This is a genomic window from Martinezella dioscoreae (assembly GCF_009176305.1).
Classification (GTDB): Bacteria; Pseudomonadota; Alphaproteobacteria; order Rhizobiales; family Rhizobiaceae; genus Rhizobium; species Rhizobium dioscoreae.
In genome coordinates, this window is record NZ_BLAJ01000003.1 from 333,613 (window position 1) to 355,957 (window position 22,345).

Annotated in this window: 20 protein-coding genes; 7 read left to right on the forward strand and 13 right to left on the reverse strand. The window is 60.8% G+C overall.

Annotation, left to right across the window (positions count from 1 at the left end; translation table 11 throughout):
- Positions 1-25: 25 nt before the first annotated feature.
- Positions 26-913: a branched-chain amino acid aminotransferase gene (locus tag GDN47_RS13460; protein ID WP_113330753.1), complete on the reverse strand. Its 888-nt coding sequence runs from the start codon at positions 911-913 to the stop codon at positions 26-28.
- A gap of 305 nt (positions 914-1,218) precedes the next feature.
- Between GDN47_RS13460 and GDN47_RS13465 the strand changes: the two genes are divergently transcribed.
- The 3 genes from GDN47_RS13465 to zwf all read left to right on the forward strand — a co-directional run bounded on the left by GDN47_RS13465 (position 1,219) and on the right by zwf (position 4,779).
- Complete coding sequence (locus GDN47_RS13465) at positions 1,219-2,259, forward strand: zinc-dependent alcohol dehydrogenase family protein (RefSeq protein ID WP_152093550.1); 1,041 nt, start codon at positions 1,219-1,221, stop codon at positions 2,257-2,259.
- 56 nt (positions 2,260-2,315) lie between these two features.
- On the forward strand, positions 2,316-3,086 hold the full coding sequence (tam, locus tag GDN47_RS13470; protein WP_152093551.1) for a trans-aconitate 2-methyltransferase: 771 nt from the start codon (positions 2,316-2,318) through the stop codon (positions 3,084-3,086).
- 172 nt (positions 3,087-3,258) lie between these two features.
- Positions 3,259-4,779: a glucose-6-phosphate dehydrogenase gene (gene zwf, locus GDN47_RS13475; protein WP_152093552.1), complete on the forward strand. Its 1,521-nt coding sequence runs from the start codon at positions 3,259-3,261 to the stop codon at positions 4,777-4,779.
- Positions 4,780-4,810: 31 nt separating this feature from the next.
- Here the strand turns inward: zwf and GDN47_RS13480 are convergent, their stop codons facing one another.
- Complete coding sequence (locus GDN47_RS13480) at positions 4,811-6,166, reverse strand: metallophosphoesterase family protein (protein ID WP_152093553.1); 1,356 nt, start codon at positions 6,164-6,166, stop codon at positions 4,811-4,813.
- 161 nt (positions 6,167-6,327) lie between these two features.
- Positions 6,328-6,723 (reverse strand): hypothetical protein, encoded by a 396-nt coding sequence (locus GDN47_RS13485; RefSeq protein ID WP_015339165.1) that lies wholly within the window; start codon positions 6,721-6,723, stop codon positions 6,328-6,330.
- Positions 6,724-7,108: 385 nt separating this feature from the next.
- On the opposite strand from GDN47_RS13485, the gene GDN47_RS13490 reads away from it, so the two are divergent.
- Positions 7,109-8,623 carry a helicase HerA-like C-terminal domain-containing protein gene (locus GDN47_RS13490; RefSeq protein WP_152093554.1) on the forward strand — a complete coding sequence of 505 codons (1,515 nt, stop codon included), beginning with the start codon at positions 7,109-7,111 and terminating at the stop codon, positions 8,621-8,623.
- Between the two features lie 160 nt (positions 8,624-8,783).
- Here the strand turns inward: GDN47_RS13490 and GDN47_RS13495 are convergent, their stop codons facing one another.
- The gene (locus GDN47_RS13495; RefSeq protein ID WP_113331877.1) at positions 8,784-9,560 is read right to left on the reverse strand and encodes a VOC family protein; all 777 of its coding nucleotides are present in this window, start codon (positions 9,558-9,560) and stop codon (positions 8,784-8,786) included.
- 219 nt (positions 9,561-9,779) lie between these two features.
- Positions 9,780-10,505 carry a DUF899 domain-containing protein gene (locus tag GDN47_RS13500; protein ID WP_152093555.1) on the reverse strand — a complete coding sequence of 242 codons (726 nt, stop codon included), beginning with the start codon at positions 10,503-10,505 and terminating at the stop codon, positions 9,780-9,782.
- A 71-nt stretch (positions 10,506-10,576) separates the two neighbouring features.
- Between GDN47_RS13500 and GDN47_RS13505 the strand changes: the two genes are divergently transcribed.
- Positions 10,577-11,023: a MarR family winged helix-turn-helix transcriptional regulator gene (locus GDN47_RS13505; protein ID WP_113353983.1), complete on the forward strand. Its 447-nt coding sequence runs from the start codon at positions 10,577-10,579 to the stop codon at positions 11,021-11,023.
- Here GDN47_RS13505 and GDN47_RS13510 read toward each other — a convergent pair.
- The 5 genes from GDN47_RS13510 to GDN47_RS13530 form a co-directional block, all read right to left on the reverse strand.
- Positions 11,010-11,780 carry an RES family NAD+ phosphorylase gene (locus GDN47_RS13510; protein ID WP_113331880.1) on the reverse strand — a complete coding sequence of 257 codons (771 nt, stop codon included), beginning with the start codon at positions 11,778-11,780 and terminating at the stop codon, positions 11,010-11,012. The two genes, GDN47_RS13505 and GDN47_RS13510, sit on opposite strands and share 14 nt — an antisense overlap.
- Positions 11,740-12,123, reverse strand: a complete 384-nt coding sequence (locus tag GDN47_RS13515) for an MbcA/ParS/Xre antitoxin family protein (protein WP_113353982.1) — start codon at positions 12,121-12,123, stop codon at positions 11,740-11,742. The genes GDN47_RS13510 and GDN47_RS13515 overlap by 41 nt, the downstream gene beginning before the upstream one ends.
- A 132-nt stretch (positions 12,124-12,255) precedes the next feature.
- On the reverse strand, positions 12,256-12,678 hold the full coding sequence (locus GDN47_RS13520) for an organic hydroperoxide resistance protein (RefSeq protein ID WP_069613858.1): 423 nt from the start codon (positions 12,676-12,678) through the stop codon (positions 12,256-12,258).
- 273 nt (positions 12,679-12,951) lie between these two features.
- Positions 12,952-13,683: a L,D-transpeptidase family protein gene (locus tag GDN47_RS13525; RefSeq protein ID WP_113331882.1), complete on the reverse strand. Its 732-nt coding sequence runs from the start codon at positions 13,681-13,683 to the stop codon at positions 12,952-12,954.
- 161 nt (positions 13,684-13,844) lie between these two features.
- Positions 13,845-14,648 (reverse strand): L,D-transpeptidase, encoded by an 804-nt coding sequence (locus GDN47_RS13530; protein ID WP_152093556.1) that lies wholly within the window; start codon positions 14,646-14,648, stop codon positions 13,845-13,847.
- Positions 14,649-14,819: 171 nt separating this feature from the next.
- Here GDN47_RS13530 and GDN47_RS13535 point away from each other — a divergent pair, with 171 nt between their 5' ends.
- Both GDN47_RS13535 and scpA read left to right on the forward strand, forming a co-directional pair.
- Positions 14,820-16,169: a methylmalonyl-CoA mutase family protein gene (locus tag GDN47_RS13535; RefSeq protein WP_152093557.1), complete on the forward strand. Its 1,350-nt coding sequence runs from the start codon at positions 14,820-14,822 to the stop codon at positions 16,167-16,169.
- A 253-nt stretch (positions 16,170-16,422) separates the two neighbouring features.
- On the forward strand, positions 16,423-18,555 hold the full coding sequence (gene scpA, locus GDN47_RS13540; RefSeq protein WP_152093558.1) for a methylmalonyl-CoA mutase: 2,133 nt from the start codon (positions 16,423-16,425) through the stop codon (positions 18,553-18,555).
- A gap of 57 nt (positions 18,556-18,612) precedes the next feature.
- Here the strand turns inward: scpA and GDN47_RS13545 are convergent, their stop codons facing one another.
- The 3 genes from GDN47_RS13545 to GDN47_RS13555 form a co-directional block, all read right to left on the reverse strand.
- Positions 18,613-19,593, reverse strand: a complete 981-nt coding sequence (locus GDN47_RS13545; RefSeq protein ID WP_145632965.1) for an alpha/beta hydrolase family protein — start codon at positions 19,591-19,593, stop codon at positions 18,613-18,615.
- Between the two features lie 95 nt (positions 19,594-19,688).
- Positions 19,689-21,326, reverse strand: a complete 1,638-nt coding sequence (locus tag GDN47_RS13550) for a cisplatin damage response ATP-dependent DNA ligase (protein WP_152093559.1) — start codon at positions 21,324-21,326, stop codon at positions 19,689-19,691.
- Positions 21,326-22,336 carry a ligase-associated DNA damage response exonuclease gene (locus GDN47_RS13555; RefSeq protein WP_152093560.1) on the reverse strand — a complete coding sequence of 337 codons (1,011 nt, stop codon included), beginning with the start codon at positions 22,334-22,336 and terminating at the stop codon, positions 21,326-21,328. Before GDN47_RS13555 ends, GDN47_RS13550 begins: the two co-directional genes overlap by 1 nt.
- Positions 22,337-22,345 lie beyond the last annotated feature (9 nt).

Sequence of the window (22,345 nt, forward strand, 5' to 3'; positions counted from 1 at the left end):
ATGCCCTTCTCCTTGCCAGAAGGGTTTATTCCTCGCTGGCGCTACGGCCGTGTGCCCAATCCATATAGAGTTCCAGCGCCTTGCGGGCGACCGGCCCCTCCTGAAATTCGCGGTCGTCCAGGCGGTTGACGCTGACGACCTTGGAATAGTTGCCGGTCGTGAAGATCTCATCGGCCGTCATGAACTGTTCGACGGACAGAGTTTCCTCGCGCACATCGAAGCCCTCCTGGCGTAGCAGGCTGATGACGCGGGCGCGGGTGATGCCAGCAAGGAAGGTGCGGTTGGCAACCGGCGTATAGACGATACCATCCTTGACCATGAAGACGTTGGACGATGCCGTTTCGACGACATTGCCGTTCATGTCGCGCACCAGCGCATTGTTGAAGCCGCGACCCCTCGCCTCCAGGATCATGCGGCCGCTATTCGGATAGAGCGAGCCGGCCTTGGCGTCGGTCATCGCCGTTTCCGGCGACGGACGGCGGAAGGGCGAGACAGTCAGCGTGATGCCGCCGGTGCCGCCGAGCGGCGCCTCGAACAGGCAGAGGGCGAAGCGCGTCGATTCCGCATCGACGGCGACGACGCTGCCCGGCGAGCCGTGCTCACCCCAATACATGGGCTTGATGTAGATCGGCGTCTTGCCGTCGAATCTTTTGATGCCTTCCCAGGCGAGCGCTTCGATCTCCTGCGAGGTCTTGACCGGCTTCAGCCCCATGGCTACGGCCGAGCGATTGATGCGCTGGCAATGGAGATCGAGATCGGGCGCGATGCCATCGAACCAGCGGGCGCCATCGAACACGGTCGAGCCGAGCCACATGGCGTGCGAGGTCGGCCCGATCAGCGGCGGATTGCCGGAAAGCCATTCTCCTTCGACATAGGTCCAGGTGGCGGTGCGGGGTGACGTATCGACGGACATGGGGGGTTCCTCTCCTAAAACAGTTCAGCTCACGGGATCTCTGAACCGCTCTACCTTTTTGTTTTCTCGCAATTCCGGGCGCAAAACGGCTTCGTACTTTTGCTGGATGCTCCGGGTGGCGGAGAGCAAATAACCGTGCAACCCAAGGGTCAAGCAGAAACTGCGCGGCAAAATCCATTTGCAACAAAGCGCTTGATATCGCATTCATAACGCAATTTTCATGCGTCGAAACAACAACTTGACGAATGGGTCCATCAGCAAAAGTGATGAACCATAGGGATCGTCAGGAGAGAGGGAGAACTCCCATGAAAGCGATGTATTACGAGGCCTTCGAGGCAACACCCGAAATCCGCACCCTGCCCGACCCGACACCCGGTGAAGATGGCGTGGTCATCGCCGTCGGCGCAACCGGCCTTTGCCGCAGCGACTGGCATGGCTGGATGGGTCATGATCCAGATATCAAGCTGCCGCACGTGCCGGGCCACGAGCTCGCCGGCAAGGTCGTGGCAACCGGGCGCGGCGTCGTCCGTTTCAAGGTCGACGATCGCGTCACCGTTCCTTTTGTCTCCGGCTGTGGCCACTGCGCCGAGTGTCACTCCGGAAACCAGCAGGTCTGCCCCAGCCAATTCCAGCCAGGCTTCACCCATTGGGGTTCCTTTGCCGAATATGTCGCAATCGACTATGCCGACACCAATCTCGTGCACCTGCCAGAATCTGTCGATGATGCGACGGCGGCAAGCCTCGGCTGCCGTTTCGCCACCTCCTTCCGTGCCGTTGCCGATCAGGCCAAGACGCGCCCCGGCGAATGGATCGCTGTCCATGGCTGCGGCGGCGTCGGGCTGTCGGCGATCATGATCGCCAGCGCGCTCGGCGCCAATGCCATCGCCGTCGACATTTCCGACGAAAAGCTCGCCTTTGCCCGCGAATGCGGCGCGGTCGCGACGATCAATGCGGCTGAGGTCGCGGATGTGGCGGAGGCGGTGCGCGAGATCACCAAGGGTGGCGCCCATGTCTCGATCGATGCGCTCGGCCATCCCACGACCTGCTTCAATTCCATCAAGAACCTGCGCCGGCGCGGCCGGCATGTGCAGGTCGGCCTCATGCTCGGCGATTATGCGACGCCGCAGATCCCGATGGCGCAGGTCATCGGCCATGAACTCGAGATCTACGGCAGCCACGGCATGCAGGCCTGGCGCTACGATGCCATGCTCGACATGCTCGCCGCCGGCAAGATCGCGCCGCAGAAGCTCATTGGCCGCAGGATCAGCCTGGAAGACGCCGTTCCGGCGCTGATGACGCTTGATAAGGCCGAGGGCAAGGGCATCAGCGTCATTACACGGTTCTGATACATCCCGGTGCTATGCGCATCGGGAAAACGGCAATCCAGGAAGAGGGTATGCCCATGGCATGGTCTGCTGGCCAATATGTGAAATTCGAGGATGAACGCACGCGTCCGGCGCGCGACCTCTTGGCGCAGGTGCCGCTGCAGCATGTCGAGCGAGCGATCGATCTCGGTTGCGGCCCTGGCAATTCGACCGAGCTGATCGCCGAACGATATGGCATTGCCGATGTCTCCGGCCTCGATAGCGACGACAATATGCTGGAGGCCGCTCGCAAGCGCATGCCCGGCACGCACTTTGAAAAGGCCGATCTCGCCACATGGCGGCCGGAAGAACCCGTCGACCTGCTTTTTGCCAATGCCGTGTTTCAGTGGTTGCCCAATCATCTCGACATCCTCGACCACCTGATGGACGGGCTGAAGCCTGGCGGCGTTCTTGCCGTGCAAATGCCCGACAATCTCACCGAACAGAGCCATCTGATGATGGAGGAAACGGCCAAGAATGGTCCTTGGAGCGAGGCCTTTGCGAAGAAGAGCGTACGCCGCAATCCCCTGCCCGCGCCCTCGGTCTATTACAACAGGCTAATCGGCAAATCGGCCCGGGTCGATATCTGGCACACCAACTACAATCACGTGCTGGAAAACGCGGCAGCCATTGTCGAATGGGTGAAGGGCACGGGCTTGCGCCCCTATCTCGACCATGCCGGCGCCGAGCATCGCGATGCCTTTGCCGCCGAATATCTGAAGCATATCGAGCAGGCCTATCCGCCGCTTGTCGATGGCAAGGTGCTGTTGCGCTTTCCGCGGCTCTTCCTGGTCGCGGTGAAGAAATAGGATATTTATCAGCCGCGAAATGCCGACTGACGGCGGTGCGTCGATCCCATCGACAACCGGCATCGGCCCGCGCTAGAACACCCACAGCCAAAGCTGAAACAGCAATAGCTCCGAGGAGATAGTCGATGTCGTCCAGAAGCCCCGAATATGGCCGCCAGAAGGAGATGCGCGCATGACCACCCCCGACGTCGCACCGGCTCCGCCGCTGACATTCGTGATCTTCGGTGCTGCCGGCGACCTTACGCGGCGCCTGCTGATCCCAACGCTGATCAACATGACCCGCAGCGGGCTTGTCGGCGAAGACCTGCATATTCTCGGCATCGGCATCGAGACCGGCGGCGTCGACATGCTGCTGGATCGGCTGGAATCATTTCTGAAGACCTCCGGCGATATGGACGATCCGGAGCGGCAGGCCGCATGGCAGAGCCTGCGCAAGCGCATTAGCTACATCTCTGGCGATTTCACCCAGAACGGCGTCTACAAGGAGATTTCGGATTATCTCTCGCATGCGCCGACCGCCAATGCAGCCTTCTATTTCGCCGTGCCGCCGCGCTTCTTCGGCGATATCGCCGAGAAACTCTCCGAAAACGGGCTGATGAACGAGGCGACCGGCGCCTTCCGCCGCATCGCGATCGAAAAGCCCTTCGGCCACGATCTTGCTTCGGCACAGGCTTTGAATGCGCGGCTGCTGAACCATGTGTCCGAAAGCCAGATCTATCGCATCGACCATTTCCTCGGTAAGGAAACGGTGCAGAACATCATGACGACGCGCTTCGCCAACATGATGATCGAGGCGCTGTGGAACAACAACTATATCGACCACGTGCAGATCACGGCGGCAGAGCTTGTGGATGTCGGCACGCGCGGTAAATTCTACGATGCGACCGGCGCGCTTCGCGACATGGTGCCGAACCATCTTTTCCAGCTGCTGGCGATGGTGGCGATGGAACCGCCGAACAGCTTCGATGCCGAATCCATCCGTAATGAGAAGGGCAAGGTGCTGAAGGCCCTGCGTGTTTACTCGCGGGAGGAGGCAATCAAGAATGGCGTGCGCGGCGCCTATACGGCCGGCCCGATTGCCGGCAGGGATCTGCCGGCCTTTACCCAAACACCCGATGTCGCCCCCGACAGCAACACTGAAACCTTCGTGGCGCTAAAGCTCTTCGTTGATACATGGCGCTGGGCCGGCGTGCCCTTCTACCTGCGCACGGGCAAGGCGATGAAGGCGCGCGATACGGAAGTGGTCATCACCTTCCGGCCGGTGCCCTTTGCCCAGTTCCCGCGCCACGAATCCCGCCCCGAGCTGCCGCCGAACAGGCTCATCATCCAGGTGCAGCCCGACGAAGGCCTCGACATGGAAATTTCGATCAAGTCACCGGGGCTGGTGCTGAAAACCGCGCCGGTTTCGCTCGATTTCCGCTATGCCGACAGTTTCGATATCGGCAAGCAGACCGGCTATGAAAGTCTGTTCTACGAACTCTTCGTCGGTGACCAGACGCTCTTCCAGCGCGCCGACGGCATCGAAGCCGGCTGGGCGGCCGTTCAGCCCTTCCTCGACCTCTGGGCAGAGGGCGGCAAACCCGATCCTTACGCCCCCGGCAGCACCGGCCCGGCCTGCGCCGACGAACTTATCGAACGCGACGGCCGCAAATGGCATGAGATCGATGGGACGCCGAAGGGCAGGAAGGTTTAGTATTGCCGGCTGGTCTGTGCGGCGAAGGCGCTCATGCCGACGCCGCAATCTGGACGGCCAGATCCTCGCCCATGAAGGGACGGTCCGCGGCGCCGCCCTGGCCATGGCCCATAGCCCATCGTTCAGGCCATGTGGTGCGCTCGAGACCGGTTGCCGACGCGCCCTTGAGCGAGCTCCACCCGTGGTCGGTCGGCATGCGAAAGAGCATGCCACCAGGCCCCATGCCTGCGTGCAGGGCAATATCTATATCGAATGTTCGGCCCGGAGCGAGATCAGGCCCGAACCAGTAATGCGGACTGCGGCCGGGATCGCGGCCAAGAATCAAAGTCAATGTCTGCCGGGAACCACGCAAGCCCAGCCACACGGGGGCGATCTCCTGGTTTTCGAAGGCGGAAAATAGCGTTTGTGCCGGTGCATGCATCTCGTCCGCCAAGCGTCCGGAGATCCGGAGGTGAACGATATAATTGTCGCCCTGGAGACCGCCAAAGTCGGCTTCGTTCAATCCGAGCGATAGATGTCGCAACGTCTTGGCCGATTTAAAAGGCCACTGCAGCCGCTCGCGAACGATGCCGTCGGTGTCGAGCACCTGATAGCGGAATCCGTCCGCGTCCAATGCGGCCTGAACACAATGGAGATACTCCACGCCTTCCGGCATCCGGTGCGCCGTCCCTGCTCCCGCCGTGCAAAGCTGCAGGACGCCGCGATGAACTTGAACGTCGAAAACCAGCATATGGCTGCAGACATAAGCCAGAACATCGGCGTCCACGAGAATATCCCAGAACGGCTTCGCATATTCGTGACCGATCTCCCGCTGGTATGTACCGGAATAGCCGTTGACGGGGAAAACAGGGTGATGACCCAGCACGATCTTATGCCTGGCATCGGAATGCGCCTTCAGCGTCGCTTCCAGCCATTCCGTCTCGACGTGCCCTTCGCCGCCCAACCCCGTCCACAACGTATGTACGAACACCAGCAGCAGATCATCGCGACGAACCCAGTAAGATAATCCCTCCTGCCCCGCTGGCCCGTTTTCGGGCAGCTGAAGGACTTCGCGGAAAATCCGCTCGCTCATCTCGTCATAGGTCGTGTGGTTGCCTGTCGTATGCCAAAGCGGCGTTTTGCTGCGATCGAGCCATACCATCTCACGATCAAGCCAATGCCGCCATTGCGCCCGCAATGCATCCGGATCGGCGGTTAGCCCGATGATCTCGTCACCCGGAAACAGAATGAATTCCGGGGGCGGATCGAGCCTGCGCAGGATCTGATTGACGCTGGCGAAAGTGCTTTCATGAAGGGCGCCAGGGATACCAGAACAGGCATCACCATAGAGGACGAACTGGTGACCGGACCTGCTTGGCATAAGGGCCGGGATAGGGCTGTCTGGCACGAAGCTGCCTCCTCAAAAACGACGGCCCTCGCCCAAGGGCGAAGGCCGAGATCGAAGTAATCAATGCTTAAACTGCGGAACGTACCCATGAAGTCAACGGATGAAACCGATGGCTATCCGCCAGTCGGCTCTCTCGTCATCAGGAGAACGCTTCTTCAGCCTCAAATGAACTGGTGCAGGCCCGGGACGGAATTGACGACCTGGTCGACCACCTCGTCGCCGGCATGCTGGCGAGCGGTTGCAATCGTTTCCTTGGCGAGCGAGCCGATTTCACCCATGCTGAGACCGCTGCTCATCAGCTGCTGGCCGAGTGCCATCAGGCCGCCGCCACCGCCGACTGCACTAAGCAAGCCGCCGAGCAGGCCGCCGCCACCCGTTTCCTCGCCGTTATATTGTGCAACGAGATCGGAGGCGCCCGGGATGGATTCGATCATCTTGGTGACGGGGCCATCCGGAGCTTCGCGCTGCAGGAAGCCGAGAATCATGCCGACGGCCTTTTCCGCGAGGTCGGGAGCGATGCCGGCTTTGGTCGCGATCTGATCAATAACTTCGTTCACTGTGGCCTCCTGCCTTTATAACGTTAACGTCAACGTAACTGAATGCAGCAACCGGCACAAGACGCCCCGGCGGCTATCATTCTACCAGAAGCGGAACCTCGACGCGAATGGTTGTCCCTCTTCACGCGAGTTCTTATAACAGTGTCAGGACAAATCGATGAATGGCCCTTGCAGCTTTCAAAAGCTGCTGTGCCGCCGCCCTAGAACCGGATGATTTCGGATCCAATCGATCCGAAATCATCCGGTTCTAGAATCATATAGGTAGAGCATGATGTCGTCTGAAAATCTGTGACATTTTTCGGCAGCATGCTCTGGAGCATTTCCGCTTTCCGGACGCAAAACCGCTTCGCACTTTTGCTGGAAGTGCTTTAAGGGAGACGACACCATGCCGCAGCAGGATGGACAGATTTTCGTCGGCGCGAGCCGCAATCCGGATGACAGCATCAACAAGGACGAGTTCCTGACGCTGAGATTCGGCAACCGTCATGGCCTCGTCACAGGTGCCACCGGCACCGGCAAGACGGTGACGCTGCAGGTTCTGGCGGAAGGATTTTCCAGGGCCGGCGTGCCCGTCTTCTGTGCCGACATCAAGGGCGATCTTTCAGGTATCGCCGTTAAGGGCGAGCCGAAGGACTTCCTGCTGAAGCGCGCCGAGGAAATCGGCCTGTCGCCCTATGAGTTCGACCAGTTCCCGGTGATTTTCTGGGACCTCTATGGGGAAAAGGGCCATCGGGTGCGCACCACCATCGCCGAGATGGGGCCGCTGCTGCTGGCACGCTTGATGGATGCGTCCGAGGCGCAGGAAGGCGTGCTCAACATTGCCTTCAAGGTCGCCGATGAAAATGGCCTGGCGCTGCTCGACCTCAAGGACCTGCAGGCGCTGCTGAACTATATGGGCGAAAACGCCAGCGAGCTCTCCACGAAATACGGCCTGATCTCGAAATCGTCGGTCGGCTCGATCCAGCGCGCCATGCTTGTGCTGGAACAGCAGGGCGCGGAAAACTTCTTCGGTGAGCCGGCGCTGAAAATCTCCGACATCATGCGTGTCAGCAACGACGGTTACGGGCAGGTCTCGGTGCTTGCGGCCGATAAGCTGATGATGAACCCGCGCCTCTATGCCACCTTCCTGCTGTGGCTGCTCTCCGAGCTATTCGAGGAACTGCCCGAAGTCGGCGATCCGGACAAGCCGAAGCTGGTCTTCTTCTTCGATGAGGCGCACCTGCTTTTCAACGACGCGCCGAAGGTGCTGATCGAACGCGTGGAGCAAGTGGTGCGACTGATCCGCTCAAAGGGCGTCGGCGTCTATTTCGTGACGCAGAACCCGCTCGACGTGCCGGAAACGGTGCTGGCACAGCTTGGCAATCGCGTGCAGCATGCGCTTCGCGCCTATACACCACGCGAACAGAAGGCCGTGCAGACGGCGGCCTCGACCTTCCGGCCCAATCCGGCTTTCGATTGCGCCACCGTCATCACGACGCTCGGCACTGGCGAGGCGCTGGTATCAATGCTCGAGGGCAAGGGTGCGCCCTCCATCGTCGAACGCACGCTGATCCGCCCGCCATCGGGCCGTATCGGCCCCGTCACGGATGGCGAGCGTCAAGCCATCATCAACGGCAGTCCGGTTGCAGGCGTCTATGACCAGACGATCGACCGCGAATCCGCTTACGAGATCCTGACGGAGCGTGCGCGCAAGGCGGCTGCGCCGCAGAGCGAGAGTGCCGGCGATGGCTGGACCTTGCCCGGCTTTGGCGGCGACAGCAGCAAGCCGGCAAGCCGCGGCCGTTCGGGCTATCAGCGCGAGACGATTCTGGAGGCGACGATGAAAAGCATGGCGCGCACGGTGGCAACGCAGGTCGGACGAGCGCTGGTGCGCGGCATTCTTGGCAGCCTGAAGCGATAGAAGATTACCCTCCCCTTGAGGGGGAGGGTCGGAGCGAAGCTCTGGGGTGGGGTGATCCGCGGAGACCTTTCCGGTTCCGACTATCACCCCCACCCGCCGCTTTGCGGCGACCTCCCCCATCAAAGGGAGGTGTTACTTCCCTCAAGGGAGAAGGTGAAGATCAGCGCACCGGTGCGACCAGCGAGAAGAATGCGCCTTGCGGATCGGTTGCCTGGACGATCCAGCTGCCGCCGGGCACTTCCATCGGGCCGTTGGCGATCCTGCCGCCGCCCTCCGTGATGCGGGCGATCGCGGCGTCGATCGCCGGAACGTTGATGTAGAAATTCCAGGCCGCCATCGGCATTTCCGCCGGCTTGGTCATGATGCCGCCGAAGTCGCGATCGCCGATCTTGAAGATCTTGTATTTACCCATCGGCCCCATGTCGAAATCGGAGCTCAGTTCCCAGCCGAACATCTCGCTATAGAAATCGAAGGCCTTCGGGCCGTCGTTGGAATAGAGTTCGTGCCAGCCGAAATAGCCCGGTGTCGCAGGCGCAGGCGGCTCCCAATCCTGGCCCGGCAGCGGGGTGAACAGGCAGAATGCAGCGCCATAGGGATCGGAGACGACGGAGAACCGGCCGACGCCTGGAATATCCGTGGGCTCGCGATAGGTCTTGCCGCCCTTGGCGACAACGGTCTTGGTGGCTTCATCGACATTGGGAACGCCGATATAGCCGGTCCAGCAGGGCGGCGTGCCCATGGCCTTCGCCTCGTCAGGCAGGATCATCAAACCGGCAACAGGGCCTGCACCGGCGCTGAACAGCGTATAGTCCATGCCGACATCAGGCATGCCGGCATCCGCCGCATCCCAGCCGACGACCTTGGTATAGAAGGCTTCCGCCGCCTTCATGTCTGTCGTCATCAGCTCGTACCAGACAAAATATCCCTTCTCAGCCATAACATCGCTCCCTATTGTGATTGTTGCGGTCATCCGTCTCATCCTGAGCCTGATGTCGGCGCAAGCACATCATGGCCGATGAAAGTGACGGCCGAACGATGGTCAATCGGTCGATCCGTCGTTCCCCGGCGAGCAGGCTCCAGGTCTTAACTAGGCGCAAGGCGTAATAATTCGACCCCTTGTGCCGCATGGCATGAATTTGGCGGTCTCGTCACGCCCTCAATGGCAGCAGGAGTCCGCCTTTGCCACCTCCTGATATTCGTCATGGCGGCGCACGAAATCCATGGTGTGGCCTTCATTTCGGCCCTTCGGCGCATTGTCGAGGATCATCAGCGTGCCGATCATTTCCTCGCCGCCGCGGGCATAGCTGGAATAGGTGTGGAAGATATTGCCCGCTTCATCCTTGTAGAAGGCGCTGAGTCCAGGCAACTCGTCGTTGCCGTTGGCGGCGTCCATATCGTTGAAATTATAGAACACCTTTTCGCCGGCGAGCTGCTCTTTGGTGAAAGAGACGTGATAGTCGAAATTGAAATCGTTGGAGAAGGACGACACCCAGGGGAATTTCCAGCCCATGCGCTTCTTATAGGCCTCTATCTTTTCGATCGGCGCGCGCGACACTGCGACCAGCGTGACATCGTGATGATTGAGATGCGGAAGCGTTCCATCGAAATGATCGGCGAGGAAGGAGCAACCGGTGCATCCGGCATCCCAATCCGGGCCGAGCATGAAATGATAGATGATCAGCTGGCTGCGGCCGTCGAAGAGATAGGCAAGCGTCCTCTTGCCGGCCGGCGTGTCGAAAACATAATCCTTATCGACCTTTACCCAGGGCAAGGCTAGGCGTTCCGCATTGACGCGATCGCGAAGATGCGTAGCTTCCTTTTCCTTGGCAAGCAGTTGACGGCGGGCCTCGAGCCACACTTCTCTGGAAACGACCTGGTTCATTGTCCGCGCCCTCCTCCGGCGTTTTCATTTCCAAATCTTGACAAATATATTGATATCAATATTAATGAATCATGTCAAACGCAGTCCAAATCCCCTTTGAAACCACGCTGTTAGTCCGCGATACCTGCCTGTGCCTGCATGTTCAACGCGCGGCGCGCGCGCTGGCCCGCCGTTTTGACGAGGCACTGCGGCCATTCGGACTCACCAACGGCCAGTTCTCCCTGATGATGTCTCTGAACAGGCCGGCGCCGGCATCCATGGGATCGGTCACGGCACTCCTGGCAATAGACCAAACGACGCTGACGGCGGCCCTAAAGCCACTGGAACGGCGGGGATGGGTGAGCATCGTGCCCAATCCAAAAGACCGCCGCGCCCGCCTGCTCAGCCTCACGCCATCGGGAAAGGCGGCGCTCGCCGCCGCCGTGCCGATCTGGAAGACGACACATGCCGCCCTCGAAGAGCGGCTGCCCGACGGCAATGGCGACCGCCTGCGTAGCGATCTCGCTATTCTGCTCTGAATTGCGGTTCAGACAATCGCGGATCGCCCTCGAAATCCTGCCTTTCGAAGCCGATGCGGCGCCGTGGGAATTCGCACAGCGCCTGCACGCCGACGCGAGACAGCCGGATGCGCCAGGTCTGGCGTTCGACGGGTTCGCGGGCGGAGAAGGCCCTGGCCGTGAGCAGCGCGATGTTCATGCCTCCGCGGGGATCCCGGACGGAACGATAGAGGATCGCCTCGATACCGCCGGCTCGCGCCGCCTCGGCAAGCGATTGGCAGGCTTCGTAGTTGACCGGATCTGTCCACAATTGCCGATCGCGATCCAAGGGAGGCACTGTCAGATCGATCCCAGCCTTCGTTGCAATCGCAGCAGAAAAGGCTGTATATTCTGCGGCATTGGCAGGCAACGGCGTGTCAGGGGAATCACGGAAGAAGAGCAGCCGATAGAAGCTCATTTCAGCCAGCGCCGTCTCCACCTGCTCCGAGGCGTAGAAAACGCCGAGCGTGCGGCCGGCGCGTCTGAAACGGGAACCGTGGGGATAGATCGCTCCGTAACGGAAGGGTGTGGCGAGCAGATAATCCAGCCCTGCGCATTCCGGCGGCAGCGCCGGCTTGGTTTCCTCGAGCACGCTTTCGAGAAGCGCTTGCTCCTCCAGCGTATCGACAAGCTTCAGCGTCGAGACCTGATGCTGCGATTCCACCAGCCGCCAATATTGGCCGGAGATGACCTTTGCCTCAGACGAGAGCGCGGCGGGCGTCCAGATAGGCAAGGACATCGGTCAAACCGGAAATCGAGATGATCTTGTCGATCGGCGCTGCGCCAAAGGCGATATTGCCGTTACGCAGCCATTGCCGCGCCACAGCCTCGTCGCCGCCGACGATGGCATCGAGCGAACGGAAGAGACGAACGAAAAGCACGGCAAGTTCGAAAGGCTTGCTATCGCGCTCCAGCAGATGATCCTGCCGCTTCATGCGCGATACCGTCGCCTCCGACACGCCGATGATGGCCGCAAGGATGCGGGCGTTCAATCCCAGCCTCTCGGCGGCATTGACGACGGCCTTGGTGATGACCAGCGCTTCACCGGGCATCGGCTGGCCTATTACCTGGGCTTTTATCATGGCTACTTCCTTTCCTAAGAAAAGATATAGCATTTTTCTTGCAAAAGAAAAGGAGCGACAGATAAAACTGCCGCTCCTTTTCAATATATTCCCACATATCCGGTCCTCAATCGACCGGCGGCGCGTTTCCCGTCAGACAACAGCAACCGGCACTTCGGTCGAGGTGCGCATGGCATGGCTGTAGGGGCATACGATATGGGCGGCAGCGGCGAGCTTTTCAGCCTCGGCCTTGTCCATGCCGGGAATGTGGACAGCCAACGAAACTTCGATGCCGAAACCGGTGCCATCCGCGCGAGGACCAATCCCGACAGTCGCCGTGACCTTGGCGTCTTCCGGAATCTTGACCTTCTGCTGGCCGGCGACAAATTTCAAAGCGCCCAGGAAGCAGGCGGAATAGCCGGCTGCAAAGAGCTGCTCCGGATTGGTGCCGGTAGCGCCATCGCCACCGAGCTCCTTCGGTACGGTCAGCGTGACGTCGAGGACGCCATTTTCGGAAACTGCATGGCCGGCGCGGCCACCGGTGGCGGAAGCTTTGGTCGTATAAAGAATAGGCATGTCATGTCTCCTTCGGTTGGATGGATTTTATATACATCACGATTTAATCGCGCGCAACATATATTTCGCAATGGTTTTGAGAAAGTGAATTGCGATAAGGCCGTCAATACGAGGATAGTGACGACTGCGATATGGCGGAGAGCCAATCAGCGCGACCAGCGCCGGCAGTCGAAAATCAATCTGACAATCGTTTGAGATCGGCTTCCGGGTACTTCCGGTCAGGACCGCAAACAAAAAGGGCGCCAGCGGCGCCCCTTTTTCAATGATGCGGTATCAGGCCGTGACCAGGATCGGCGCCCGCTCGGGAACGCGATCATAGAGATCGATGACATCCTGATTCAACAGACGGACGCAGCCGGAGGAAACGGCCTTGCCGATGGAGCGCCAGTCGGGGTTGCCGTGCAGGCGATAAAGCGAATCCTGCTTATCCTCGAAGATATAGAGAGCACGTGCTCCCAGCGGGTTCTTCAGACCCGGGTCCATGCCACCATTGGCGATGGAATATTTCACGAGTTCCGGCTGGCGGGCGACCATTTCATCCGGCGGATTCCAGCGCGGCCATTTCTTGCGCCACTGGATGACGCCCCGGCCCTGCCAGGCAAATCCTTCGCGGCCGACGCCGATGCCATAGCGCATCGCCGTTCCGCCCTGCTCGGTCACATAGAGCATGCGCTGGGTTGTATTGACGACCACGCTGCCGGGTGCCTCGCCTGTTGGGTCGATCACCCGTTGACGATAGAAGCGGGGATCGATCTGCTGGTAGGGAACCGCCGGAATGATGAAGCCGCCATCCTCGACGGAGGCATAGATTACGGCCGGATCAGGCTGCTCGCCATCATAGCTGGAGAACCAGGTTCGGAACGGCCGCGGGGAGCCGGTATATTGAACCGGGCTGACGACGGGGCCGTTATCGATGGTGGAGGCGCAGCTGGCAAGCGTCGAAACGGCGCCGAGACCCGCCAGAGCGAGGAAGTTACGTCGCGATAGGGATGAAGGAAGGCTCATGTCGACAGCATAGTTCCTTTTGTGGAGGAAGCGAAAACCCGCAACAACAGGCTGATTCGGCTCCCCGAGAGGTTCGCAGAGACGGACGCAAAACTAAAGAGCGCAAACCACCCCGACTATCGCACTTATGCAACATCACGAAAATTTGTGGTAAAATACCGCTACAGAACGACGATTTCCGCCTTATCGGGCACCCGGCTGTAAAGATCTATCACGTCCTGGTTGAGCATGCGAACACAGCCGGAAGATGCAGCCTTGCCGATCGACTGCCAATCCGGGGTGCCGTGAACTCGATAAAGAGTATCCCGGCCATTCTGATAGATATAGAGCGCACGCGCGCCGAGCGGATTGGTCGGCCCCGGATTCATGCCGCCGCGCTCGGCCGATAGCGGCCTCATCTGCGGGTCGCGCGCGACCATTTCTGCGGGCGGGGTCCAGCGCGGCCATTTCTGCTTCCATTGGATCAGGCCCCTGCCGTGCCAGGCATATCCTGCCGCGCCGAGGCCGACGCCGTAGCGCATCGCCTTGCCGCCCGGTTCGATGAAATAGAGGAAGTGGTCGCGCGTATCGACAACGATGGTGCCGGGGCGTTCCCTGGTCTGGTAATCCACCTCCTGGCGCAGGAAGCGCGGATCGATGCGCTTGTAGGGGATGGCCGGCAACGTGAAGTCGTCTTCGCTGCGCTGCGCATACATGGCCTGGTGCACTGGATTGAAGGTCGGCAGGCCATAGGTCTGGTGGAATTGGGTGCGGAAGAGATCGCGCGATTGCGGCACGGGCTGCACCGGCAGGCGCCTTACCCTGTTCGGCTCGATCCCCTCCGGACGATAGAAGACGGGCGTCGTCTCCTGCACGAAGCGATCCGGATCGGTGGCGCCCGTATCGGGAATGATGCTGCAGGCGGACAATGTCGTCAGTGCGGCAGCGGCAAACAGATGACGGGAAACGGGCAGCAGGTCGGCCATTATCGGAAACCAGTTGGGACACATCGGATCGACCGCATAATGACTGCCGCGGCTGGAGCGAGGCTGGCGTCGATCGCCAGACGGTTCCAACGAAGATATTACACCGATCGGCCAAACTCCTGTTTTCCCTTGCGACATCATAGGCTAGACCAATGCAGTACGGAGGAGCGCATGAATATCGACAGTCTCGACCCGGGCATCTTCGGCCAGACCGACCACAAGATTTGGCTGAAGCTGGTGGAACGGGCGCTGAAAGGCAAGAATTTCCAGGAAGCACTGGTCTCGCGAACCGATGACGGCATCGCGATAGAGCCGCTTTACCAGCGACGGCGCGACGGCAAGCCGCTATTTCGTCAGCGGGCCGAGTTGCCATGGACGGTGATGCAGCGCATGGACGATCCGGACACCGAGCGGGCAATAGTGCAGCTCGGCGACGATCTTGCCAATGGTGCAAGCGGTATCAGCCTCGTTTCCAGCAGTTCCGCTTCGGCCTTCGGCATCGGGATGGATGCTCAGTCGCCAATCTTTTCCGAAGTGCTGGCAGCAGCATCCGCCAAGACTACAACCCTGCGCCTCGATGGCTTTTCTTCCGGCGTTGCGAAAATGGCGGCAGCCTCGATTGTGGATGGTGGTGCCCAGAGATTGCACCTTGGACTCGACGCTTTCTTGACAGCCGTGCATTTCGCCAATTTTACCAGTGACATCAAATACTTCAAAGAGTTGAAGTCGGTTGGTTCGATCGTCAATGCGGACGGCCGTGCCGTGCATAATGCCGGCGGGACCGAGGCGCAGGAACTGGCGGTGATGGCGGCAAGCCTCGTCGGCCATTTACGACTGCTTGAAGAGGCCGGACTGTCGCCGGAAGCAGCGCTTGCGGCAACCAGCCTCTGCCTTTCGGCCGATCAGAACCAGTTCGTCACAACCGCGAAGATGCGCGCCGCGCGGCTGATCTTCACCCGGATCGCCGAGGCCTGCGGCATTACCGACCCACGACCGGCACATCTCTTTGCTGAGACCAGCTATCGCATGCTGACCCGCCTCGATCCGGAGACGAACATCCTGCGCAACACGATCGCGGTCTTTTCAGCCGGCGTTGGCGGCGCCGACGAGATCGGTGTTCTGCCGCACAGCCTGACGCACGGCATTCCTGATCCGCTGGCGCGGCGCCTAGCGCGCAACACGCAGACGATTCTGATCGCCGAAAGCCACCTCGATCATGTCGCCGATCCAGCTGCCGGGGCCGGCGGCATCGAGGCGCTGACCGACGCGCTTTGCGAACGGGCTTGGAAGATTTTCACCCGGATCGAAGGCGAGGGAGGATTGGCGAAGGTCATTTCCAGCGGCGAACTGGCGGCGATGATCGCAGAGGCGCGGGAGAGCCGTGCCGCGAGGCCGATCGTGGGGACGACGCTGTTTGCCATGAAGACCGAGCGGCCGGTGACGGTTTTGGGGCCTTTGGGTCCGATTGTTGGCGGGATGGGGTTGGCGCCGATACGATTGGATGAGGGGACGGAGGCATGAGGATGGACATCGGGTTCGAGACAAGTGCAATACCCCCCTCTGTCGCTTTCGCGACATCTCCCCCACAAGGGGGGAGATTGGAAACTCGCGGAACCCTTCCACCTCGAACAAACCCCTCATCTGCGGCAGCGAAAGTTGTCACGACCGACTGGGTTAAATTCTGGCTTGGGACGATCTCCCCCCTTGTGGGGGAGATGTCACGAAGTGACAGAGGGGGGGTTGCGCCCTCCCCATTCACGGAGGCATCGGCTCCATGACCAATATCCCCGACTTCGCCACCATCCCCTGGGCCAAGCCGCAGGCAACGACGCCAACAATCGGCGCCCCAACCTGGGAAACTCCCGAAGGCATCAGCGTCAAGCGCAGCTATGGCGAAAGCGACCTCGCCCGCCTGAATTTTTTGGATACCTATCCCGGTGCTGCGCCGTTCGTGCGTGGCCCCTACCCCACAATGTATGTCCAGCAGCCCTGGACCATCCGCCAATATGCCGGCTTCTCCACTGCCGAGGAGTCCAATGCCTTCTATCGCCGCAATCTTGCCGCCGGCCAGAAGGGCCTCTCCGTCGCCTTCGATCTTGCCACTCACCGCGGCTATGACAGCGATCATCCGCGAGTGGCCGGCGATGTCGGCATGGCGGGGGTGGCGATCGATTCCATCCTCGATATGCGCCAGCTCTTCGACGGCATTCCGCTTGACGAGATGAGCGTATCGATGACCATGAACGGCGCTGTGCTGCCGGTCATGGCGCTCTATATCGTCGCGGCGGAGGAACAGGGCGTTTCCGAGGATAAGCTGTCGGGCACGATCCAGAACGACATTCTCAAGGAGTTCATGGTTCGCAACACCTACATTTATCCGCCGCAGCCCTCGATGCGCATCGTCTCGGACATTTTCAGCTATACCAGCCAGCGGATGCCGAAGTTCAACTCCATCTCGATCTCCGGCTACCACATGCAGGAGGCCGGCGCGACGGCGGATCTGGAGCTCGCCTACACGATCGCCGACGGCATCGAATATGCACGGGCAGGCGTGGCAGCCGGGCTCGATATAGACAGCTTCGCCCCTCGCCTCTCCTTCTTCTGGGCCGTCAGCATGAACTTTTTCATGGAGGTTGCCAAGATGCGCGCGGGACGGCTGATCTGGGCCGCGCTGATGCAGAAGAATTTCGCACCGAAAGACCAGAAATCCCTGGCACTCAGGACCCACAGCCAGACCTCCGGCTGGTCGCTGACGGCGCAGGATCCGATGAACAACATCATCCGCACCATGGTCGAGGCGATGGCGGCAACGCAGGGACATACCCAGTCGCTGCACACCAATTCCTTCGACGAAGCGCTGGCGCTGCCGACCGACCATTCCGCCCGCATTGCGCGCAACACGCAAATCCTGCTGCAGAAGGAATCCGGCACGACAGGGATCATCGACCCCTGGGGCGGCTCGGCCTATGTCGAACGGCTGACCTACGATCTTGCGGCCCGCGCCCTTGCCCATATCGAGGAAGTCGAGGCGCTCGGCGGCATGGCGAAGGCGATCGAGAAAGGCATTCCGAAGCTTCGCATCGAGGAAGCCGCCGCACGCACGCAAGCGCGCATCGACAGCGGCCATCAGACACTCGTCGGCATCAACTTTTCCAGGCCAGAGAAGGATATCGAAGTCGACGTGTTGAAGGTGGACAATTCCGAAGTGCGGGCACGTCAGCTATCCAAGCTGCAGCAATTGAAGGGCACACGGGAGACGGCCGCCGTCGAGACTGCCCTCGACGCCCTGACGGATGCGGCGCGCACCGGCAGCGGCAATCTGCTCGACTTCGCCGTTAAGGCAGCAAGGGCAAGAGCGACCGTCGGCGAAATTTCGCTGGCGCTGGAAAAGGCATATGGCCGGCATGTGGCCGAGATCAGGACCATTTCCGGCGTCTATCGTCGGGAAGTCGGCGATGCCGATCCTGCTTTCAACAAGGCTGTGGTCAAGGTTGAAGCCTTCCGCAGAGCGCGCGGTGAAAAGCCCCGCATCCTCATCGCCAAAATGGGCCAGGACGGACACGATCGCGGCCAGAAGGTCATCGCCACGGCTTTTGCCGATCTGGGCTTCGATGTCGTCGTCGGCGCCATGTTCCAGACTCCGGAAGAAGTGGCCGATGTCGCCGTTCGCGAAGGCGTCGACATCCTCGGCGCATCGTCACTTGCCGCCGGCCATCTGACGCTGGTGCCGGAATTGAAGGCCGCGCTCGCGCGCCGCCATGCCGGCAATGTGCTGATCGCCGTCGGCGGCGTCATCCCGCCACAGGATTTCGCGGCGCTGGAAGCGGCCGGTGCGGACGCAATCTTCCCGCCCGGCACGGTGATTGCGGAAGCGGCAACGGCGCTGATCGAGAAGCTGATGGCGTAAGCATCGACTCGCAGAGCGGTTCGGATTATCTCCCGTGCCGCTCTTGCGGGCGCTGGTTCAGACAGCCACGCTCTTGAAGAACTCGATACTTTGAGCGATTTCGCCCGGCAAAGCCGAATTGTGGCTGCCCGGCACCGTCGCCATTTCGATCTTCACGCCGGCGGCCGTTGCCCGTTTGGAGAGCAGCGACAGGCGCGAGTCGAAATGTGCCTCTTCGGTTCCGTGGAACAGTTTTATCGGGCTTTTGAAGCTGTGCGCGTAGCAGAGCGGCGAGCGCATCTGGTATTCACGCGGGTTCCTGGTGTTGAAGCGGATGTCCTGCGGGTAACGGCTGAAGAAGGCGTAAGCGTCGGGGTTGCCGGATATCGGCGCGACCGCACGGAAGCGCTTCGTCGACATGGCGGCAAGCATAGCGAGGGTACCGCCGATGCTGTGGCCAGCCAGGAACATGCGATGCGGATCGACACCCGGCAGATGCCGCAGCCGGTTGGACGCGGCCAGCACATCGGCAACTTCGTCGTAAAAGCCGGAAAAATTGCCCTTCTGGCCGTTTTCGCCGCGCATGGAAGGGATCATGACGACGTAGCCGGCCTCGACATAGGGCTTCATCAGCTGCCAATGTCCCTGGCCGATGGCGTTGCCGCCATGCAGGAACAATACGGCCGGCTTCGGTTTCTCCGAACGCGTGTAGCGGGAAACCCAGGCGACAAGCTCCAGCTCCTCGCCGACGCCGCTGCGATAGAAAAGCCGTTCGGCGGTCGATGGCGTCACCAGCGGTTCGTAGATATCGGGAGCAGGTCCCTTGCTCACGAGATCAGTGCGAAACAGATGGCGCTCCTTGGCATAGTCGCCCGAAAGCAGCGGCGGCGCATCCTCGGCCTTCTCGTCGCTCCGTGTGGCGACACTCTTGTTCTCGGCAGGCTTGTTTGCAGTCGTACTGTCATCGGCAGCTCTGACGATGTTGGGCGCAAAGAGCGTGAAGGCAATACCGGCTAGAAGGCTGCGGCGATTGGGACGAAATGCGTGGTCGTCGGACATGGTCGTGGGCTCTGTCGAAATATCCCGGCGCAGATCAAATCTGCACGGGTTGGAAGGCTAGGCCAACTCACTTTGTGGTGAGGAATCGCCCTCGCCTATTCATCGACAACCGGAGCCTTGGCGTCAATCATCGCGATCAAAGTTTCCAGCCTGTCGGCCTCGTAGGGCGGTTTGTCGGGCCGCAGTCGGGCAATGCGTGGAAAGCGCATGGCGACACCCGATTTATGGCGGGTCGAGCGGTTGATGCCCTCGAAAGCGACCTCGAGCACGAAGCCAAAATCGCGATCGGCGCGCACCGCTCGCACTGGGCCGAAACGGTCGACCGTATTGTTGCGCACGAACTTGTCGAGCACCTCAAGCTCCGCATCGGTAAAGCCGAAATAGGCCTTGCCGACAGGCACGAGCTGCTCACCCTCCGGCGTCGTCGCCCAGACGCCGAAGGTGAAATCGGAATAGTAGCTGGAGCGCTTGCCGTGGCCGCGCTGGGCATACATCAGCACGGCATCGACATTATAGGGATCGCGCTTCCACTTGAACCAGGGGCCTTTGGCGCGGCCTGCGAGATAGGCGCTGTCCCTGCGCTTGATCATCACGCCTTCGATCACCGGATCGGGCGGCGAGGAGCGCAGGCGGTCGAGCTCCTCCCAGGACGAGAAATCGACGAGCGGCGACAGATCAAAGCGGTCGTGGGGCGCGGCATCGATGATCTCCGTCAGCCGCTCCCGCCGATCGAGGAAACCGCGGGCGCGCACGTCCTCCGCGCCGTCAAAAAGAAGATCATAGGCGCGGATGAAGGCCGGAAACTCGTCCAGCATCTTTGCCGTCACGGTCTTGCGGTTGAGGCGCTGCTGCAGATCGGAGAAGCTGCGTGTCGGGCTGTTGGAGCGAACAGTGCCGCCAACCAGCAGCTCACCGTCCATGACGCCCTCGAAATTCATGGCGTCCACAACGTCGGGAAAGGCACCGGATATGTCATCGCCGGAGCGCGAATAGAGCTTGCTCGTCTCCCCAGAGCGCGAAAGCTGGACGCGGATGCCATCCCACTTCCATTCGGCCGCGAAATCGCGGGGGTCGAGCCCGTCGAGATCGCCTGTTTCAACAGGATTGGCCAGCATAACGGAATGGAAGATCGCCGGCGTCGCCAATATCGGCCGCTCGCCCTTTCCTTCCAGCCATCGAAACAGGCTTTCATAGGGCGGCTGCAGACCGTGCCACAGCGTCTCGATCTCGGTCACGTCCTTGCCGGCGAGCTCGGCTAGCGCCTGCTTGGCAAGGCGGGCCGAAACGCCGATGCGCAGAGCGCCGGTCGCAAGCTTCAAGAAGGCAAAGCGGCCCGACGTATCCAGCCGGTCCAACAGGTCGCGGACGAAGCTGCGCACTTCGGTCCGCCCGAGCGCATTCATGCGCCTGATAACCTCGCCGAGCTTCGGCTGCTCGCCGGCGGGACGCTCGATATCGCTCTCCTTGTCCCAGACCAGCGAGATCGTTTCGGCAAGATCGCCGACATAATCGTAGGAATAGCGGAACAGCACCTCGTCCATACGCTCGAGAACGAGCTCGCGTAGCATGGCGGGCTTGACGTTGCGCACCTCGAGCGTGCCGGCAATGGCGGCCAGACCATAGCCGCGGTCCGGATCGGGCGTATCGCGGAAATAATCGGTCAGCAGCTTCAGCTTGCCGTTGCGGCTCGGCGTCAGCACCAGGCGGTCGAGGAGGTCGGCAAAGGCTTTCATCAATCGCCCTCGTCTTCATAGCCGATGAGATGCAGCGGCTTGGCGGCGATGCCCTGCAGCTCGCACCAGCGCACCAGCGCCTCTTCGCGGCCGTGGGTGACCCAAACCTCGCTCGGCTTCAAATCGGAGATCGTCTCGGTCAGTTCGGGCCAGTCGCAATGATCCGATATGACCAGCGGCAGCTCGACGCCAAGCTGCTTGGCACGCTGGCGCACCATCATCCAGCCGGAGGCGAAAGCCGGCAGTGGATCGTTAAATCGTCTCGCCCAGCGATCCTGAAACGCGGAGGTCGGACCGACGACGACGGCGCCCTGAAAGATCGACTGATCGCGGCTTTCGATGGTGGCTGGCTTGAGTTCACCAAGCGCGATGCCCTGGCTGACATAGTAGTCGCACAGGGTTTCGAGCGCGCCATGGATATAGATCGGTTTGTCATAGCCGGCATCGCGCAGCAGGCGGACGACGCGCTGCGCCTTGCCGAGCGCATAGGCGCCGATCAGATGCGTTCGTTCCGGAAACTGCCGAAGCGAAGCCAGGAGCTTGCGCGTCTCAGCCATGGGATCGGGATGATGGAAGACCGGCAGCCCGAAGGTTGCCTCGGTGATGAAGACATCACAGGGGACCGGCACATAGGCTTCACAGGTCGGATCGGGCCGGCGCTTGTAATCGCCTGAGACCACGATGCGCAGTCCATCCTTCTCCACTGCGATCTGAGCCGAACCCAGGACGTGGCCGGCAGGATGGAACTGCACCTTGACGCCATTGATCGTCACTTCCTCGCCGAAGGCAACCGCCTGCTCCGATCCTGCAAAGCCATCACCATAGCGGATGCGCATGATATCGAGGGTCTGGCGCGTGGCGAGCACATTGGCATGGCCGGAACGAGCGTGGTCCGAATGACCATGCGTGACGAGCGCTCGCTCGACCGGCTGCACGGGATCGATATAGAAGCCGCCGATCGGGCAGAACAAGCCCGCAGGCGCCGGATAAAGCAGTTGATCGGGTCTCATGACTTGTGA